The sequence below is a fragment of the Streptosporangium sp. NPDC023963 genome (genome assembly GCF_040639135.1).
GTDB lineage: Bacteria > Actinomycetota > Actinomycetes > Streptosporangiales > Streptosporangiaceae > Streptosporangium.
Genome location: NZ_JBEZZK010000029.1, coordinates 1 through 16779, shown reverse-complemented (window position 1 = coordinate 16779; position 16779 = coordinate 1). Strand labels below are relative to the sequence as shown.

Sequence of the window (16779 nt, the reverse complement as noted above, 5' to 3'; positions counted from 1 at the left end):
TCGTGAACGCCGAGCGTTCGGTACGGCTCGCGCGGGCGGTCGAGGCCAGGAGCACCAGGGAGAGCTGGAACGCCTACCCTGACGCGCCCTCCCGCCACCCCGGGGGCGAGGCCGCGCGGGAGGCCGGACGCAAGGCCCACGAGTCCCGCCTCGGCGGCCGGTTCGACCTGCCGGAACACCCCGGTTCCCACGCCGTCGCCCCGGGTGAGGTCTCGCCCTACACCGGCGAGCCGCTGGGCGTCGCCTACCCGGTCGCGAGCGCCGGCGAGGTCTACCGGGCCGCTCTGGCCGCCTGGCCCGCCTGGCGCGGCGCCACTCCCGAGACCAGGGCGGACCTCTGCCTGGCCGCCTGCGACCGGATCTACGAGCGATCCTTCGAGTTCGTGCCCGCCACCATGCACACCGCCGGTCAGAGCGCGGCGATGAGTTTCACCGGCAGCGGCACGAACGCCCTCGACCGGGGGATCGAGGCGATCGCCGCCGCCTGGTCGGCGATGGAGCGGGTCACCCCGCACGCGACCTGGACCCGCGGCTTCGGCACCTCCGAGCTCAGCCTGGACAAGCGCTACCGGATCGTGCCGCGCGGCGTCGCTGTCGTCGTCACCTGCGCGAGCTTCCCCGCCTGGAACGCCTACCCGGCGATCTTCGCCAACCTCGCCACCGGCAACCCGGTGATCGTCAAGCCGCACCCCACCGCGGTGCTGCCGATGGCGCTGGCGGTCGCCGCCTGCCGCGAGGTCCTCGCCGGGGCAGGGTTCGACCCCGGCCTGGTCACCCTGGCCGTCGACACCGTCGAGGCGCCGATCGCCAAGGAACTGATCGGCCACCCCGCCTGCCGGATCGTCGACTTCACCGGCAGCGCCGCGTTCGGCGCCTGGGTGGAGGCGAACGCCTTCCCCGCGATCTCCTACACCGAGACCTCGGGACTCAACGCGGTCGTGCTCGACTCCGCAGACGACCTCGCGCCCGTGCTGCGGGCCGTCGCCGGGTCGCTCTGCCTGTTCTCCGCGCAGATGTGCACCAGCCCGCAGAACATCTTCGTGCCCCGCGCCGGGGTGCGGACCTCCTCGGGAACGGTCTCGTTCGAGGAGGTCGGCGAGGCCCTGGCGGAGGCCGTACGGCAGATCTCCACCGTGCCCAGGCGGGCGGCCTCCGTGCTGGCGGCCATCCAGTCGCCCGCCACGCTCGCCCTGCTCGACGAGCTGCGCGGCCGGGGTGGCGTGCTCCTGGACGCCGCGCCGTACGAGCACCCGGAGTTTCCCGCGGCGCGCACCAGCGGTCCGCTGCTGCTCGCCACCGAGGACCCGGCGGTCTACGGCGAGGAGCGCTTCGGGCCGGTCGCCTTCCTCGTCCCCGCCGAGGACCGGGAGGCCGCGCTACGGACCGCCTCCGCCGACGCCAGGGACAAGGGCGCGATCACCGCCTTCTGCTACTCGGTCGACGAGGACTTCGTCGACCGGGCCGAGGACGCCTTCGCCCTCGCGGGCGCCGCGCTCACCTCCAACCTCACCGGCCCGATGCCGCTCAACTTCTCCGCCGCCTACAGCGACTACCACGTCAGCGGGCTCAATCCGGCGGGGAACGCCTCCCTCACCGACGACGCCTTCGTGTCCGGGCGCTTCCGCGTCACGCAGTCGCGCCGCCCGGCCGTCAGTCACCGGAGGTGACCGGTTCCGCCTCCGGCGCGGAACGGCGGCGGAGGTAGCGGACGGCCTCGACCGCGACGGTGACCGCCAGGGCGATGCCGAGACCGAGCAGCAGGCCCTTGATCGGGTCGTGCTCGAAGGCCGCGCCGCCCACGTAGCCGATCACCCCCGAGTAGACCGCCCAGGTCACCGCGGCGAGGGCGTCGAAGAGGGCGAAGGAGCGCCGGGGATAGGCGACCGCGCCCATGGTCAGGGTGCAGGCGGTCCGGCCGCCGGGAATGTAGCGGGCCACCACGAGGACCAGCCCGCCCCGCTCGGCCAGCGCCCGCTCCGCCCAGGCGAACGCCTTGCGGCTGCGCCTGCCGTTGCGCAGCCGGTCGTTGGTGGTACGCCCGATGGCGTACGAGATGTGGTCGCCCGCGAACGCGCCCACCGCGGCCACCACGATCACCAGGAGCAGGTCGGGCGCGCCGGTGGCGGCGGCGAACACCCCGGCCGTGATGACGGACGTCTCCGCCGGGACCACGGGGAAGAAGCCGTCGAGCATCGCCAGCGCGAACAGCGCCAGGTAGATCCATGGGGATGTCATCACATCGTGCAGGACGTCGAGGATGGCCTGTGTCACGTCGGGCTCCAGCCGGGGGTCGCGAATGTCTCACGCAGCACGCTGACGGCCCGGTGACTCTCAGGGCATCAGGGAGGAACCCCGGTGTTCTCGGATCACATCCCTGAGATCACCGGGGGTCCGTGTCCCGTCGACTCTAGAAACCGGGCGGAGCCGGTCACATCGCCCGAACGGCCTGGGCCACCCCCCTCTTCGGTCGGGGCTCCCTCCTCCTCAGGGTGGAGACCACTGGAGACGCTGGAGACACCGCTCAGTTGAGCTGCCAGATGGCGAGATTCAGCGAGGCCGCGTACGTCACCCAGAGCAGGTAGGGCACCAGCAGCCAGGCGGCCGGGCGGCTGATCCGCCGGAACATGACGATGTTGAGCACGATCGTGAGCCAGAGGACGACGATCTCCGCGAACGCCAGGCCGTACTGGCCGGCGCCGAAGAACAGCGGTGTCCAGGCGGCGTTGAGGACCAGTTGGACCGCGTAGACGCCGAGCGCCGGTGTCAGGCCGCGCGCCGACCAGGCGAGCCAGCCGGACAGGGCGATCATGACGTACAGGACCGTCCAGGCCGGGCCGAACAGCCACCGCGGCGGCGCCCAGGGCGGCCGCTCCAGCGACAGGTACTCGCCCCCGGCGTCGACGGCCGCCAGCGATCCCACCACCGCCACCAGCACGAGCGCGACGGCGAAGACCGGCAACCCGGCCCAGCGTTTCGGTTGATCCGCGATGACCATGGAGACCTCCCTGCCCCCTTATTCGCGCGTCTACCGCGCCGCGGTTTCCCGTAGGGGAACCGGATCCTGGCGGGGGTTCGGGCGGGTGGAACGTTCCCGGGCGGGTGGGGCGGTTCTAGGCGGGCGGAGCGGCGACGGCCGGGGTGGCGACGGGGTCGTAGTGCAGGCGGCGCAGCATCCGGCGGAAGGCGTACAGGGAGAAGGCCACCGCCAGGCCGCTGATCGCGGCCACGGCCGTGGTGCGGACCAGCAGGTAGGTGCCGATCGACTCGTGCAGCAGGAGCCAGATGCTCACCGCGGAGTTGGCCAGCAGCACGAAGGCCCACAGCAGGGTGATGCGCGCGAAGAACCGGCGGACCCGCTCGTGTTTCAGCACCGCCGAGGGCAGGTGGATGTAGTCGAGGGTCAGCTTCTGCACCAGCGGGCGGTTGAACCGCACCGAGGCGAGGAAGACCATGCTGATGCAGATCGTCCCGAGTTCCGGCTGGAGGAAGTAGATCACCGCGCTCCCGGTCCAGAACCCCAGCAGCGCCCGTACGGTGATCGCGATGATGGCGAGGATCATCGTGCCGGGCACGGGAATCCGCCGGACCAGCCGCCACCCCACCCCCGCGTACACCCAGGTGACCGCCGCGATCAGCGCGCCCTTCAGGCCGAGGAGGGCCAGCGCGGCGTAGAAGACGGCGAGGGGGGCGACGACGCCCTCCAGCAGCTTCGGTGCCGCCTGCCTGGCGAGAGCGGTGAGGCGGGGGAGAACGATGGGCTGGTGGCTCATGACGCTCCACGGGCTGGTGCGGTGGCAGGCGCTGGGCGTTCACGCCTACCCCGGCATGACACGGGCATGTCAGGCCGTCGCGAGGGGTTGCGGAGAGGGTTGCTTCCGGTGTTCACCGGCCACTCACCGTACCTGACCCCGTGCCGTGCTCTCGTGAAAACAACTCAATAACACTGCAATAACGGATGAGACAGGTGCGGATCATTACGATTCACGAAAAGGATCACTATGCCGGTAACGGTTGAGAAACGGGAGCTTTCCTGATCGGGTCCGGTCCGCGACCATGAGAGGCATGGCAGTGCTGCGCACGCACGCGTTCCGCCGTTCCACCGAGGGTGTCGAGAATGTGGCCGCCCAGCTCGTCCGCTGGCCGGACCTGGCGCTGAAACGCACCAGGAAAGGGCTGGGATTCCGGGCCGGCGGCAGGGAGATCGTCAGGATGTCCGGCGATCACACCGCGGAATTGCTCCTCACCAAACCCATGATCGACAAATGGGCGAGGGTGCTCACCGACTGCCATCGGATCACCCCCGGCGCCGACGCCGGATGGGTGGCCATGTCCATCGAGGGCCGGGCCGACGCCGAGCTGTTCCTCTCGCTCGTCAGCGTCGCGATCAAGGTCAACCAGGGCCCGCGGTAGCCGGCATCGTCCGGGCCGCGGTAACCGGTGTCGGCCGAGGGCGGCGGTGGGCGGTGCCGTCCGGGTTCGCGGTGACCGGTGTCGTCCTGGCCCGCGGTGGCCGGTGTCGGCCGAGGGCGGCGGTGGGCGGCGTCAGCCGAGGGTCGCGGTGGCGAGCCTCGCCCCGAAGCCGATGAACAGCGCGCCCACGCCTGTCCGCAGCCCGGTCGACAGTCCGCGGCGGGCCCGGAACTGCCCGGCCAGGAACGTCCCGCCGAAGATCAGCGCCGACAGGTAGAGAACGCTGAACAGCTGGCAGATCGCGCCCAGGATCAGGAAGGACACCGCGGGGGTGCCGTAGGCGGGGTCCACGAACTGGATGAAGAACGAGATGAAGAACAGGATCGCCTTCGGGTTCATCAGGCTGACGATCAGGGCCTTGCGGAAGGGGTTCTCCGTGATCCCCTCCCGGCCGGGCGCCGCCTTCGCGGCCTCGCTCCCGGCGTCGGGCGAACGCCGCGAGCTCCAGGCCGACCGGAGCATCTGGAAGCCGATCCACGCGAGGTAGGCCGCACCGGCGTACTTGACGACGTTGAACAGGAGCGGCGTCGACTTCAGCAGGGAGGCGGCTCCCGCCGCCGCCAGCACCATCAGGACGGTGTCGCCGACGAAGACCCCCATCGCCCCCCGGTACCCCTGCCGCACCCCGCGCTGGGCGGCGGTGCTGAGCACGTAGAGCGAGTTCGGGCCGGGCAACAGGATGATGAAGAAGGCGCCGACCACGTATGTCCAGATGTCGGTGATGCCGAAGAACACGTCGATACTCCAGGGGGCGTTACGGATGCGTCATTACCGTACCGCCTAAAGGTGCTTATCTCTCTTTCCGGGTTTTCCGTGGACGGGAGTGACGAAAGGGAGCGACGGGCGGGGGAGGGGCGGCGGGTGGGGGGTCGCCGTGCCGTTCCTCCGCGCGCCCGAGGGCGGGCGGAGGAACGTGCCCAGGCACGGCGCCGGAGGCCGACGTTTTTGGGCCTTGTGGCAAGGGTCTGTCAAGGCTACGATCGCGACAACTCTTAGGAAACTTTCCTAAAAGAAATGCCGACTGGGGGTGCCCATGGCCCGTGCCTCCCCTCCGACCGATTTCAAGCTGCGAAAACTCGGCGGCGGCGGCCGTCGCTGCTGAAGGTCCGACCGTCCGGACGCCTCACCCCCCAGGTTCCACGTCCATGGGAGCGATCATGCGGCGCACCTTTTCCTTACTTGTCCTGACTGCGGCTGCAAGCCCTCACCGCGGCCTGCCCACCCCCGCCCCCTCGCCTCCGGCGACACGGCCGTCCCGGCCACCGCGACCCCAGCTGCAGTCGGCACGGCCGCCGGGGCCACCATCGGCGCCGCCGTCGCCGCCTCCGCCCGTCCCGAGGCCCCCGGCCGGGGTTCGCGAGCCATGGGTGAGCGCCGGCGCCCGGGAACCACGAGTGAGCACGCGCCCACGGACGCCGCCGAGCCCCCGACCCTCCCGAAGGGCGGGCGCGGCCCGTCCTCGAAGCGCCGGCACCGGATCCCGCCGGCACCGCACGCCGGTCGGCGGCGTCCAGAGCGCGTGACGGCGGCCCAGGCGCCGGCGACCCGGTGACGACTCGCTGAACCCGGCGGTCTCCGGCGTCCCGCGCCGGTCGACGGAACGCTCCCCCGGCCGGAGCCGTGCCCACCCCGCCGTACGGCCCGCGTCCACGTTCGCGCCCGCGCACCCCCCGCGTGGCGCGGGTCGTACGGTCACCCCCACGGAATGCATGAGGTCAACGTGAAATTACGCGCCATCGCTCGTTCTCTCGTCGCCCTGGCGGCCCTCGTCCTGGCGATGACGGTCGCGCTTCCCGCCCAGGCCGCCTCGGCGACCGCCGTCTTCACCAAGGTCTCCGACTGGGGTACCGGTTTCGAGGGCAAGTACACGATCACCAATGGTGGTACGACGACCGTCAACGGCTGGTCGGTGGCCTTCGATCTGCCTTCGGGGGCGAACATCGGGTCCTTCTGGGACGCGTCGTTGAGTCGTAGCGGGCAGCGTTTCACCTTCACCAACGTCGGCTGGAACGGCACGTTGGCTCCCGGCGCGACCGCGAGTTTCGGCTTCAACGGCAGCCCGGGCGGTGTGACCCCGTCCAACTGCACCCTCAACGGCGCCGCGTGCGGCGGCGGCACCACCCCCGTCACCCCGGGGACACCGGGGAATCCGACCGTCACCGGGACGACCAACTCCTCGATCTCCCTGTCGTGGGGTGCCTCCAGCGGCACGGTCACCGGTTACCGCGTCTACGAGGGGTCCACGCAGCGGGCCCAGGTCACCGGCACCAGCGCGACGATCGGCTCGCTGGGCACCTGCACCTCGCACACGTACACGGTCAAGGCGTACAACGCCCAGGGTGAGTCGGCGGCCAGCGGCGCGGTGAGCGCCACCACCACCGGCTGCAACAGCGGTGCTCCCGGCAAGCCGGGCGCGCTGTCGGCGACCGGCGGCACGAACAGCGTCGCGTTGTCGTGGGGCGCGTCCTCGGGGACGGTGACGGGTTACCGGGTTTACGAGGGGTCCACGGTGAGGGCGACCGTGACCGGCACGAGCGCGACGGTGTCGGGGCTGGGCGTCTGCGAGGCGCACACCTACACGGTGGCGGCGTACAACTCCTCAGGCGAGGGCCAGAGGAGCGACCCGGCGAGCGCGACCACGAACGGCTGCACCGGCGGCGGCCCGCTGCCCAAGCACTTCCTCACCGGCTACTGGCACAACTTCGACAACCCGGCCGTCGAGCTGCGGCTGTCGGCGGTGCCCAACGAGTACGACCTGATCGCGGTCTCCTTCGGCGAGGCCACCGCCACCCCCGGTGAGGTCGTCTTCGGCGTCGACCCGGGCCTGTCCGCCTCCCTCGGCGGCTACACCGACGCCCAGTTCAGGGCCGACGTGCAGACCCTCCACTCCCGCGGCAAGAAGGTCATCCTCTCGGTCGGCGGCGAGGCGGGCCGCGTGCAGGTGGCCAGCGCCGCCGCCGCGACCAAGTTCGCCGACACCGTCTACGCCCTGATGCAGAGCTACAACTTCGACGGCGTCGACATCGACCTGGAGAACGGCCTCAACTCCACCTACATGGGCCAGGCGCTCCGATCGCTGCGGGCCAAGGCGGGGGCGAACCTGATCATCACGATGGCGCCGCAGACCATCGACATGCAGTCCACCGGCGGCGAGTACTTCAAGCTGGCGCTGGCCATCAAGGACATCCTCACCGTCGTCCACACCCAGTTCTACAACTCCGGCTCCATGCTCGGCTGCGACCAGATGGCCGCCTACTCGCAGGGCTCGGTCAACTTCATGACCGCGCTGGCCTGCATCCAGCTGGAGAACGGCCTCCGCCCCGACCAGGTGGCGCTCGGCCTGCCCGCCGGGCCCGGCGCGGCGGGCGGCGGGATCGTCGCCCCCGCCCTGGTGAACCAGGCCCTGACCTGCCTGGCCACCAGGACCAACTGCGGCAGCTTCGTGCCGCCGCGCACCTACCCCGGCATCCGTGGCGCGATGACCTGGTCCATCAACTGGGACGCCAGCAACAACTGGAACTTCTCCAGGACCGTCAAGCCGCACCTGGCGACCCTGCCCTAGCCCCCGGAACCTCCTCACCTCCCGCCCCCGGACCCCCGGCCCACCGATCTCCGGACCTGCCCGGCACCGCGCGACCCACGACCGGGCCGGGCAGGCCCCGGATCCCGTACCTCGAGCACCTCGCGTCTTTCGACCTCCCGGCACCTCGCACCCCCAGCACCTCGCATCCCCCAACCGAGGAAGAGCCATGAGATTTCGACGAACGCTGACCGCGGTCCTGGCCGCGCTCGGCATGTCACTCGGCCTGTCACTGGTCGCGACCCCCGCGTTCGCGGCGCCCCCCACCGCCGTCTTCACCAAGGTCTCCGACTGGGGTACCGGTTTCGAGGGCAAGTACACGATCACCAATGGTGGTACGACGACCGTCAACGGCTGGTCGGTGGCCTTCGATCTGCCTTCAGGGGCGAACATCGGGTCCTTCTGGGACGCGTCGTTGAGTCGTAGCGGGCAGCGTTTCACCTTCACCAACGTCGGCTGGAACGGCACGTTGGCTCCCGGCGCGACCGCGAGTTTCGGCTTCAACGGCAGCCCGGGCAGCGCGACGCCGTCCAACTGCACCCTCAACGGCGCGGCCTGTAGCGGCGGCACCACCCCCGGAACGCCGGGCGCGCCCGGCACCCCGTCGGTCACCGGGACGACCAACTCCTCGATCTCCCTGTCGTGGGGTGCCTCCAGCGGCACGGTCACCGGTTACCGCGTCTACGAGGGGTCCACGCAGCGGGCCCAGGTCACCGGCACCAGCGCGACGATCGGCTCGCTGGGCACCTGCACCTCGCACACGTACACGGTCAAGGCGTACAACGCCCAGGGCGAGTCGGCGGCCAGCGGCGCGGTGAGCGCCACCACCACCGGCTGCACCAACCCGCAGCCCGGCAAGATGGCCGGAGCCCCGTACCTCTACATGGGCTGGGGCAACCCGCCCAACCCCGTGACCGTCATGAACGCCACCGGCGTGAAGTCCTTCACCATGGCGTTCATCCTGTCCAGCGGCGGCTGCACCCCGCGCTGGGACGGCAACCGGCCGCTGACCGGCGGCACCGACCAGACCGCGATCAACCAGATCAAGGCAGCGGGCGGCAGCGTGCAGATCTCCTTCGGCGGCTGGTCGGGCAACAAGCTCGGCCCGAACTGCTCCACCCCGGCCGCCTACGCCGGAGCCGTGCAGCAGGTCATCAACGCCGTCGGCCCCGCGGTCGTCGACTTCGACATCGAGAACAACGACGAGTTCGAGAACTACACCGTCCAGGACCGCATCCTCAACGGCCTGAAGATCGTCAAGCAGAACAACCCGAACATCAAGATCGTCGTCACCTTCGGCACCGACACCACCGGCCCGACCCCGGCCGGCGTCCGCCTGATCAACCAGGCCAGGGCACTGGCCGTGCCGATCGACAACTACACGATCATGCCGTTCAACTTCGGCGCCTCCAACATCTACAACGCCACCGTCAGCGCCTCCGAGGGCCTGAAGAACGCGCTCAAGGCCGCCAACGGCTGGACCGACGCGCAGGCGTACGCCCGGATGGGCATCTCCGGCATGAACGGCCTGTCCGACCAGCAGGAACTGACCACGCTGGCGGCCTGGACGCAGATCCGCGACTGGGCCAGGTCCAAGGGCCTGACCCGCCTGGCCTACTGGGCGGTCAACCGCGACCGTCCCTGCCCGGGCGGCGGCGTGGCCGCCCACTGCAGCGGGATCGCCCAGAACGACTGGGACTTCACCCGCGTCACCGCCGGCTTCTGACCCGCACGACCCGTACGACCGGCACGGCCGGCACGGCCGGCACGACCCGTACGACCGGCACGACCCGTACGACCGGCACGACCCGTACGGCCCGTACGGCCCGCACCCCGCCCGGGGTACGGGCCGTACCCCCACGACACCCTCCTAAAGATCTTTGCGGGGTAAATCGGATGTACCTCAGGAAACTCGCCGTGGCCGCCGTACTGGCGCTCGGCGGGACGATGCTGGCCGCGACACCGGCCCACGCGGCCAACATCGCGACGAACCCGGGCTTCGAGAACGGGCTGAGCGGGTGGACCTGCTCCGCCTCCTCGGGCGCCACGACCGTCTCCTCACCCGTACACGGCGGGACCGGCGCCCTGCAGGCCACACCGGCCGGGAACGACACCGCCCGCTGCCGGCAGACGGTCAGCGTCAGGCCGTCCTCGGCCTACACGCTGTCGGCCTGGGTCAGGGGCGGCTACGTCTTCCTCGGCGCGACCGGAACCGGCGGGACCGACCCCAGCACGTGGACGTCCTCGCCGTCGTCCTACGCCCAGCTGTCGACCTCGTTCACCACCGGTGCCTCGACCACCTCGGTGACGATCCACGTCAACGGCTGGTACGGCCAGGGCGTCTACCAGGCCGACGACGTCGTCCTCGACGGAGCGCCGGGGCAGGGGCAGCCTCCCGCGACGCCCACCGGGCTCACCGGCACCGGCAACGCCACCACCGCCTCGCTGAGCTGGACCGCCTCCTCGGGCGCCACCGGCTACAACGTCTACCGCAACGGCACCAGGGTCGGCACCGCCACCGGGACCACCTTCTCCGAGACCCCCGGCGCGGGCAACCACTCGTACCAGGTGAGCGCGACGAACGCCTCGGGAGAGTCGGCGCGGTCCGGCGCGGTCTCCGTGACGGTCGGCAACGACCAGCCCCCGCCCCCGCCCGTACCGTCGGGGCTGGCCGCCACCGTCAGCGGCACGAGCGTCTCGCTGAGATGGAACGCCTCCTCGGGCGCGACCGGCTACAGCGTCTACCGGAACGGGACGAGGGTCGGCACCCCCACCGCGACCTCCTACACCGACACCCCGGGCGCGGGGACGCACAGCTACCAGGTGAGCGCCTCCAACTCCGCCGGTGAGTCGGCGAAATCCGGCGCGGTCTCCGCGACCGTCACCGGCACGCCTCCCGGCGACCTGCCCAAGCGGGTGCTGGTCGGCTACCTGCACGCCTCCTTCGCCAACGGCTCCGGCTACACCCGGATGGCGGACGTGCCCAACGAGTGGAACGTCATCAACCTGTCCTTCGGCGAGCCCACCTCGGTGACCTCCGGAGACATCCGCTTCACCCAGTGCCCGGTCGCCGAGTGCCCCAACGTCGAGTCCGAGGCCGAGTTCATCGCCGGGATCCGGGCCAAGCAGGCACTCGGCAAGAAGGTGCTGATCTCGATCGGCGGCCAGAACGGCCAGGTCCAGCTGAGCACCACGGCCGCGCGCGACAAGTTCGTCCAGTCGGTGGGCGCCATCATCGACAAGTACGGCCTCGACGGGCTGGACATCGACTTCGAGGGCCACTCCCTCTATCTCGACAACGGCGACACCAACCTGTCCGCCCCCACCACCCCGGTCATCGTCAACCTGATCTCCGCGCTCAAGACCCTCAAGGCCAGGTACGGCGCCAGGTTCGTGCTGACCATGGCCCCCGAGACGTTCTTCGTCCAGCTGGGCTACCAGTTCTATGGCCCGGGCCCCAACGGCTCCGCCGACCGGCGGGCCGCCTCGTACCTCCCCGTCATCCACGCGATGCGCAACGACCTGACCCTGCTGCACGTCCAGGACTACAACTCCGGACCGATCATGGGGCTGGACAACCAGTACCACACCATGGGCGGCCACGACTTCCACGTCGCCATGACCGACATGCTGCTCGCCGGCTTCCCCGTCGCGGGCAACCCGAACAACGTCTTCCCCGCCCTGCGCCAGGACCAGGTCGCCATCGGCCTGCCCGCCGCCCCGTTCGCGGGTAACGGTTTCACCACGGTCGCCGAGGTCCAGAAGGCCTTCGACTGCCTGGCCAAGGGGACCAACTGCGGGTCGTACCGGCCGAGAGGGGTCTACCCGAACCTGCGCGGCCTGATGACCTGGTCGATCAACTGGGACAGGTACAACGCCTTCGAGTTCTCCCGCAGCCACCGGGCCTATCTCGACGGCCTGGGCTGAAAGCCCCTCGCCGCCGGGGGAGACGGACTTCCGGCGGCGAGGTTCACCCTTCCGTCTCCGAGGGCGTGCGCACCCGTACCCGGAGGCGGTCGCCCGCCGTGACGGCCCGGATTCCCGAGGCCGGGAAAACTGGCAGAGTGGTCTCGGTTTGGAGATCCGGGTGGCTGGTTGGTCGCCAGGTCCGGCAGGCTAGGGGCCGTCATGGACTACGCAATTCTCACGGGGTTCGTCCTCGTTCTCGGTGTCGTGCTCGCCCTGGTCGCGCAGTGGAAGGGCTGGAGACCCTCGCTGCTGGTCATCCTGGGGGTCGGAATAGCCTTCCGGGTGCTCATCATGGCCACCTCGGCGGTGGACACCTGGCAACCGGTCGACTTCGTCAACAGCTTCAAGCCCGCCGGCGAGGCGGTCCTGAACCGCGAGGACCCCGTTCTGGGCAGCTCGGGAGGCTGGCACTTCCTGCCGACCATCCCCTACGTCTACGGCCTCCTGCTCTGGCTGGGCATCCCCTGGGAGATCGGCGGTCGCCTGGTCACCGTGGTCGCCGACATCGTGCTGATCCCGCTGGTCGGCAAGCTCGCCGGAGGGCCCAGGGCGTCGCTGCGCGCCTTCCAGTACGCCTGCAACCCGCTGGCCATCCTCGTGGCCTCCGTCCACGGCCAGGTCGAGCCGGTCGCCCTGGTCTTCGGCGTCGCCGCCTTCGTCGTGGCCCGGGGCCCCGGCGACCCCGACCGGCCGGGCATGACCACCAACCCGCTCGCGCTGGCCCGGCAGAGCGTCGCGCTGCACGGCCTCGCCGGCGCCGTACGGCACGCCTTCGGCCCCGAGGGGGTGCTCCGCGGGGCGCTCACCCCGCGCGAGGGCGACCGGCAGTCCCTGCGCCGAGCCCTGTTCGCGGGACTGCTGATGGGACTGGCGCTGTGCGCCAAGAGCTGGCCGATCTGGCTCATCCCCGGCATGCTCCTGCTGCTGCCCACCTTCCGCGCCCGCGCCGTGGCGTTCGTGGCCACGGGCATCGCGCCGGTCTTCTTCCTGGTCACCCTGCCGATCTTCGCCGGCACCTCGCTGAGCCAGATCCCCGAGGTCATCCGGGTGATCCAGGACGTCCGCCCGATCGTCGGCCAGTGGGGCTGGACCGCCGTCGGCATGCACGGCGTCAACGACCTGCACCAGGGGTTCGCCACGTTCGGCACCCGCCTGATCTACGTCACCATGCTGGCGGTGGCCTTCGTGTGGCGCCGCGCCGACCCGATCGACCTCACCACGGCGCTGCTGCTCGCCTTCATGGTCGTCACCCCCAGGCTCGGCGCGCAGTATCTCCTGTGGTTCATGCCGTTCCTGATCGCCCGTCCCACCCGCTTCGCGTGGCCGGCGATCATCGGCGTCTCCCTCTGGGCGGGCTACGGCTACCTCTACATGACGCAGTTCGACTCCGCCACCTGGCGAAGTCTCCACGTCGTCTGGTCGCAGGCCTCGATCGTGCTGCTGCCGATCCTGGCGCTCGCCATGCCGTGGGGACGCCGTGTCCCCCGCGCGCCCGTCGCCTCTCCCGAGGGACCACCCCCCTCGGCACCTGTTCCGGCGTCCGCCTGACGTCTCGCGGCGTCCGGACCCCGATGCCCGCCTGAACGCGCCGGTCGTTTCCCCCCTCAGCCCCTCAGCCCCTCAGCCCCTTGGTCCTGTGGCCCCGCCCTCGGCCCTGGGTCCGTCCGGGTCGCCCGATCCCGGGGGTACGCCCGCGCTCCCAGGGGTACGCCCGCCCCGTCACCGCCGCGTGACGGGGCACCGGCGCGGCCCGGGGAGGCTGGTAAATTCCGGTTCTGTGACGAGCACCGTGGAAATCCTGCGTTACACCGCCTTCACCCACGACCCCGAGGGGGGCAACCCCGCCGGGATCGTCCTCGACGCGGCCGGGCTCTCCGACGCGGAGATGCTGGCCGTCGCCGCCGAGGTCGGATACTCCGAGACGGCGTTCGTGACCGCACGCGACGACGAGCGACGCGCCTTCCGGGTCCGATACTTCGCCCCCTCGGCGGAGGTGGCGTTCTGCGGGCACGCCACGATCGCCACCTCGGTGGTGCTGGCCGAACGCCTCGGGACCGGGCGCCTGGCGTTCGACACCAACGCGGGCGAGATCGTCGTCGACACCGAGATCGCCGACGACGCGCTCCGGGCCACGCTCACCAGCGTCCCCACGCGCTCACGGCCCGTCGCGGAGGAAGCGCTGGAGGAGGCCCTCGCCGCCCTCGGCTGGTCCCACGAGGAGCTCGACCCGGCCTTCCCTCCGCACGTCGCGTTCGGCGGCGTCGAGCATCTCGTGCTCGCGGCCTCCTCGCGCGAACGCCTGGCCGGCCTCGACTACGACTACGAGCGGCTGAAGGCGCTGATGACCCGCGAAGGCTGGACGACGGTGAACCTGTTCTGGCGGGAGAGCGACGAGCGGTTCCACGCCCGCAACCCGTTCCCGGTCGGGGGCGTCGTGGAGGACCCCGCCACCGGGGCCGCCGCCGCGGCCTTCGGCGGCTACCTGCGTGTTCTCGGGAACGGCTCCCCGGAGTTCACGGTCATCCAGGGGGTGGACATGGGGCGGCCCAGCACGCTGAAGGTCTCGATCGCCTCCCCGGACGGCCGCAGCCGGGTGAGCGGCGGAGCGGTGGCGCTGGAGACCGCCTGACCCGCACCGGTCCGGTCAGGTGGTCCCGTCGCCGGGCTGGTCGAGCAACCGGCCCAGGGGCACTCCCGCCAGCCGCCGTACCTCGTTCGCCATGTGCGCCTGGTCGGCGTACCCGCTGACCGCGGCGGCCTCGGCCGCCGTGACGCCGCGCCTGGCCAGCCGCAGTGCCCGCTGGAACCTGACCACCCGCTGCAGCACCTTCGGGCCGTACCCGAAGGACCGCAGGGACCGGCGCAGGAGCTGCCGCTCGCCGAACCCCAGGTCCCAGGCCACCTCCCTGACGCTCCGGCCCGCCCGCAGTGCCTCGGCGATCGCGGGCGCGGCCGGGTCGGGGCCGGGCGCCGCGCGCAGCCGTACGGCCAGCGCCCGCTGTACGACGTCGGAGAACGGCTCCGGCCCGGCCTGCGCGGTGAGCGGTTCCAGCTCGGACAGCTCCGCGAACGGTCCCAGGTCGGACAGCGGCACCCGCAGGTCGCGCAGGCTGTCGAGCGGCACGCCGAACAGCTCGCCCACCGCGCCGGGTCTGAACCGGATCCCCGTGTAGCGGTTGCCCGGCGTCATCCGGACGGATTTCGGGCCCGTGTCGGGCCCCGCGACAAGCGCCCCTTTCGGTCCCCAGATCAGATCCACGCAGCCGTCGGGCACGACCAGCTGCGTCATGACGGAGGTGGCCTCGTTGCTCCACACGCAGGCCACCCGCCCGGCGAGACGGGAGTCCGGCGCCCACTCGCGATACATGACCTCAGGGTACGGGCGAAGGAGGAGTCTTCTCCTGCCCCCCGCCAGGCTTCTTCCCCGCGCCGGATCGCCCGTCGTCGGGCACGTCCCCGGAGACGAGAGCGGCGGCCCAGTCACCGTCGGGATCGCTGTCGATCAGCAGCGCCCGGGTCAGCAGGCTGAGCGGGATGGCCAGCAGCGCGCCCAGCGGGCCGAGCAGGAACGTCCACAGGATGAGCGAGAGGAAGGTCACGGTGGTGGACAGGCCGACGGCGTCACCGAGGAACTTCGGCTGGATCAGTGACTGCACCACGAAGTTGATCAATATGTAGGCGGCGATCACGAAGATCATGGTTTTCGGCCCGCCCTCCAGGAGACCGAGCAGGGCGGGCGGGATCAGTCCCAGGATGAAACCGACGTTGGGGATGTAGTTCGTGATCAGTGCCAGTACTCCCCAGAGGAGGGGGAGTGGCACGCCGAGGATCCAGAGCGCGGCCACGTCCAGTGCGGAGCAGACCAGCCCGAACCCCGTCGAGACCAGGAGATAGCGGCGGGTCTTGTGGCCGAAGTTGCTGAGTGCCTCGATGAGCAGGGGCCTGCGCGCCGCTCCCATGGCGAGGATCCTGGAGAAGGCCTGAGCGTCCAGGCACATGGCCAGGAGCAGGACGATGACGAGGACCAGGCCGGAGAACACGCCCAGCAGTCCTGAGACGAACCCCTGCGCGAGCGCGAAGATCTTGCCGGGATCGAAGGAGTTGATCGCCTCGTTCATCTGCTGGGTGCCGATGCCGAGCCTGGCCGCCTGCTGCTGCGCCTCCGCGACGAGCTGGTTGAACTGCGCGTCATAGGTGGGCGCGAGGGCCGCCATCTGCGCGACCGCCACGGTCAGGATCGCCACCATGCCCAGGAGCACCAGCAGCACGATCGCGAGGGGGACCGCCACCAGCGTCCAGCCGGGAGCCCCGCGTTCGCGAAGCCATGTCCTTACCGGGGAGACCGCCAGGACCAGAACCAGGGCCAGCAACACCGGCCCGACGATCGACCCGATCTCTCTGATTCCCGCCAGGGTGACCACGGCGCCCGCGGCGCAGAGGAGCACGACGAGCGCCCTGGGCAACACTCTTTGGTCCGTCATGACGGATCTCTACCCAGCGGGTGAGAAACACGTCATGGCGGGGCGCGCTCTTCGATTTGACGGAGCTCGGCGGCGTACATAGAGTTCACAGGCCCGAGGGGGTCGGCGGAGATCGCCGGAGCCTCGGGACCCTCCTTCTGATCACTTCCCTTCGTCGGGACGCATGCGTCACGCCGAAGTCCGGTTGGACAACGACCGGATGTTGGAGTAAGTTAGAGGGGTTGCCCTGGAAACGGGGCAGTCGCAATCCTAGCGGGTTCGGCGGGATCGAGTCGAGAG

14 protein-coding genes are annotated in these 16779 nt (G+C 70.7%); 7 read left to right on the top strand and 7 right to left on the bottom strand.

Features of this window, described 5'->3' with window-relative positions:
- Positions 1–2 precede the first annotated feature (2 nt).
- Positions 3–1667: a phenylacetic acid degradation protein PaaN gene (gene paaN / locus AB0F88_RS43160; protein ID WP_362698071.1), complete on the top strand. Its 1665-nt coding sequence runs from the start codon at positions 3–5 to the stop codon at positions 1665–1667.
- On the opposite strand, the gene AB0F88_RS43155 is transcribed toward paaN, so the two are convergent.
- The 3 genes from AB0F88_RS43155 to AB0F88_RS43145 all read right to left on the bottom strand — a co-directional run bounded on the left by AB0F88_RS43155 (position 1651) and on the right by AB0F88_RS43145 (position 3770).
- Positions 1651–2271, bottom strand: coding sequence for a DedA family protein (locus tag AB0F88_RS43155; protein WP_362698068.1), 621 nt, complete (start codon positions 2269–2271; stop codon positions 1651–1653). The two genes, paaN and AB0F88_RS43155, sit on opposite strands and share 17 nt — an antisense overlap.
- Before the next feature lie 250 nt (positions 2272–2521).
- Complete coding sequence (locus tag AB0F88_RS43150) at positions 2522–2995, bottom strand: TspO/MBR family protein (protein ID WP_362698065.1); 474 nt, start codon at positions 2993–2995, stop codon at positions 2522–2524.
- 115 nt (positions 2996–3110) lie between these two features.
- Entirely contained in the window at positions 3111–3770 is a 660-nt protein-coding gene (locus AB0F88_RS43145) for a VC0807 family protein (RefSeq protein WP_362698063.1), read from the bottom strand.
- Between the two features lie 292 nt (positions 3771–4062).
- Here AB0F88_RS43145 and AB0F88_RS43140 point away from each other — a divergent pair, with 292 nt between their 5' ends.
- Positions 4063–4410, top strand: coding sequence for a luciferase family protein (locus AB0F88_RS43140; protein WP_362698060.1), 348 nt, complete (start codon positions 4063–4065; stop codon positions 4408–4410).
- A 132-nt stretch (positions 4411–4542) separates the two neighbouring features.
- Here the strand turns inward: AB0F88_RS43140 and leuE are convergent, their stop codons facing one another.
- Positions 4543–5205: a leucine efflux protein LeuE gene (gene leuE / locus AB0F88_RS43135; protein ID WP_362698058.1), complete on the bottom strand. Its 663-nt coding sequence runs from the start codon at positions 5203–5205 to the stop codon at positions 4543–4545.
- A gap of 970 nt (positions 5206–6175) precedes the next feature.
- Between leuE and AB0F88_RS43130 the strand changes: the two genes are divergently transcribed.
- Both AB0F88_RS43130 and AB0F88_RS43125 read left to right on the top strand, forming a co-directional pair.
- Positions 6176–8032: a cellulose binding domain-containing protein gene (locus AB0F88_RS43130; protein WP_362698056.1), complete on the top strand. Its 1857-nt coding sequence runs from the start codon at positions 6176–6178 to the stop codon at positions 8030–8032.
- Between the two features lie 187 nt (positions 8033–8219).
- Complete coding sequence (locus AB0F88_RS43125; RefSeq protein WP_362698053.1) at positions 8220–9776, top strand: cellulose binding domain-containing protein; 1557 nt, start codon at positions 8220–8222, stop codon at positions 9774–9776.
- On the opposite strand, the gene AB0F88_RS43120 is transcribed toward AB0F88_RS43125, so the two are convergent.
- Entirely contained in the window at positions 9760–9882 is a 123-nt protein-coding gene (locus AB0F88_RS43120) for a hypothetical protein (RefSeq protein ID WP_362698050.1), read from the bottom strand. The two genes, AB0F88_RS43125 and AB0F88_RS43120, sit on opposite strands and share 17 nt — an antisense overlap.
- Positions 9883–9946: 64 nt before the next feature.
- On the opposite strand from AB0F88_RS43120, the gene AB0F88_RS43115 reads away from it, so the two are divergent.
- The 3 genes from AB0F88_RS43115 to AB0F88_RS43105 all read left to right on the top strand — a co-directional run bounded on the left by AB0F88_RS43115 (position 9947) and on the right by AB0F88_RS43105 (position 14648).
- On the top strand, positions 9947–11977 hold the full coding sequence (locus AB0F88_RS43115) for a glycosyl hydrolase family 18 protein (protein WP_362698047.1): 2031 nt from the start codon (positions 9947–9949) through the stop codon (positions 11975–11977).
- A gap of 201 nt (positions 11978–12178) precedes the next feature.
- Positions 12179–13567, top strand: coding sequence for a hypothetical protein (locus AB0F88_RS43110; RefSeq protein ID WP_362698044.1), 1389 nt, complete (start codon positions 12179–12181; stop codon positions 13565–13567).
- Positions 13568–13796: 229 nt separating this feature from the next.
- Positions 13797–14648 (top strand): PhzF family phenazine biosynthesis isomerase, encoded by an 852-nt coding sequence (locus AB0F88_RS43105; RefSeq protein WP_362698041.1) that lies wholly within the window; start codon positions 13797–13799, stop codon positions 14646–14648.
- Positions 14649–14663: 15 nt separating this feature from the next.
- Here AB0F88_RS43105 and AB0F88_RS43100 read toward each other — a convergent pair whose 3' ends face one another.
- Both AB0F88_RS43100 and AB0F88_RS43095 read right to left on the bottom strand, forming a co-directional pair.
- Positions 14664–15386, bottom strand: coding sequence for a DUF6597 domain-containing transcriptional factor (locus AB0F88_RS43100; protein ID WP_362698038.1), 723 nt, complete (start codon positions 15384–15386; stop codon positions 14664–14666).
- A gap of 4 nt (positions 15387–15390) precedes the next feature.
- Positions 15391–16500: an AI-2E family transporter gene (locus AB0F88_RS43095; RefSeq protein WP_362698035.1), complete on the bottom strand. Its 1110-nt coding sequence runs from the start codon at positions 16498–16500 to the stop codon at positions 15391–15393.
- Between the last annotated feature and the right edge of the window lie 279 nt (positions 16501–16779).

What these genes read in the sequence shown, in the direction of transcription:
- AB0F88_RS43140 (WP_362698060.1), top strand. Translation starts at nt 4,063, where the DNA reads ATGGCAGTGCTGCGCACGCACGCGTTCCGCCGTTCCACCGAGGGTGTC.
- AB0F88_RS43145 (WP_362698063.1), bottom strand. Translation starts at nt 3,770, where the DNA reads ATGAGCCACCAGCCCATCGTTCTCCCCCGCCTCACCGCTCTCGCCAGG.
- AB0F88_RS43115 (WP_362698047.1), top strand. Translation starts at nt 9,947, where the DNA reads ATGTACCTCAGGAAACTCGCCGTGGCCGCCGTACTGGCGCTCGGCGGG.
- AB0F88_RS43150 (WP_362698065.1), bottom strand. Translation starts at nt 2,995, where the DNA reads ATGGTCATCGCGGATCAACCGAAACGCTGGGCCGGGTTGCCGGTCTTC.
- AB0F88_RS43110 (WP_362698044.1), top strand. Translation starts at nt 12,179, where the DNA reads ATGGACTACGCAATTCTCACGGGGTTCGTCCTCGTTCTCGGTGTCGTG.
- AB0F88_RS43125 (WP_362698053.1), top strand. Translation starts at nt 8,220, where the DNA reads ATGAGATTTCGACGAACGCTGACCGCGGTCCTGGCCGCGCTCGGCATG.
- AB0F88_RS43130 (WP_362698056.1), top strand. Translation starts at nt 6,176, where the DNA reads ATGCATGAGGTCAACGTGAAATTACGCGCCATCGCTCGTTCTCTCGTC.
- AB0F88_RS43100 (WP_362698038.1), bottom strand. Translation starts at nt 15,386, where the DNA reads ATGTATCGCGAGTGGGCGCCGGACTCCCGTCTCGCCGGGCGGGTGGCC.
- AB0F88_RS43095 (WP_362698035.1), bottom strand. Translation starts at nt 16,500, where the DNA reads ATGACGGACCAAAGAGTGTTGCCCAGGGCGCTCGTCGTGCTCCTCTGC.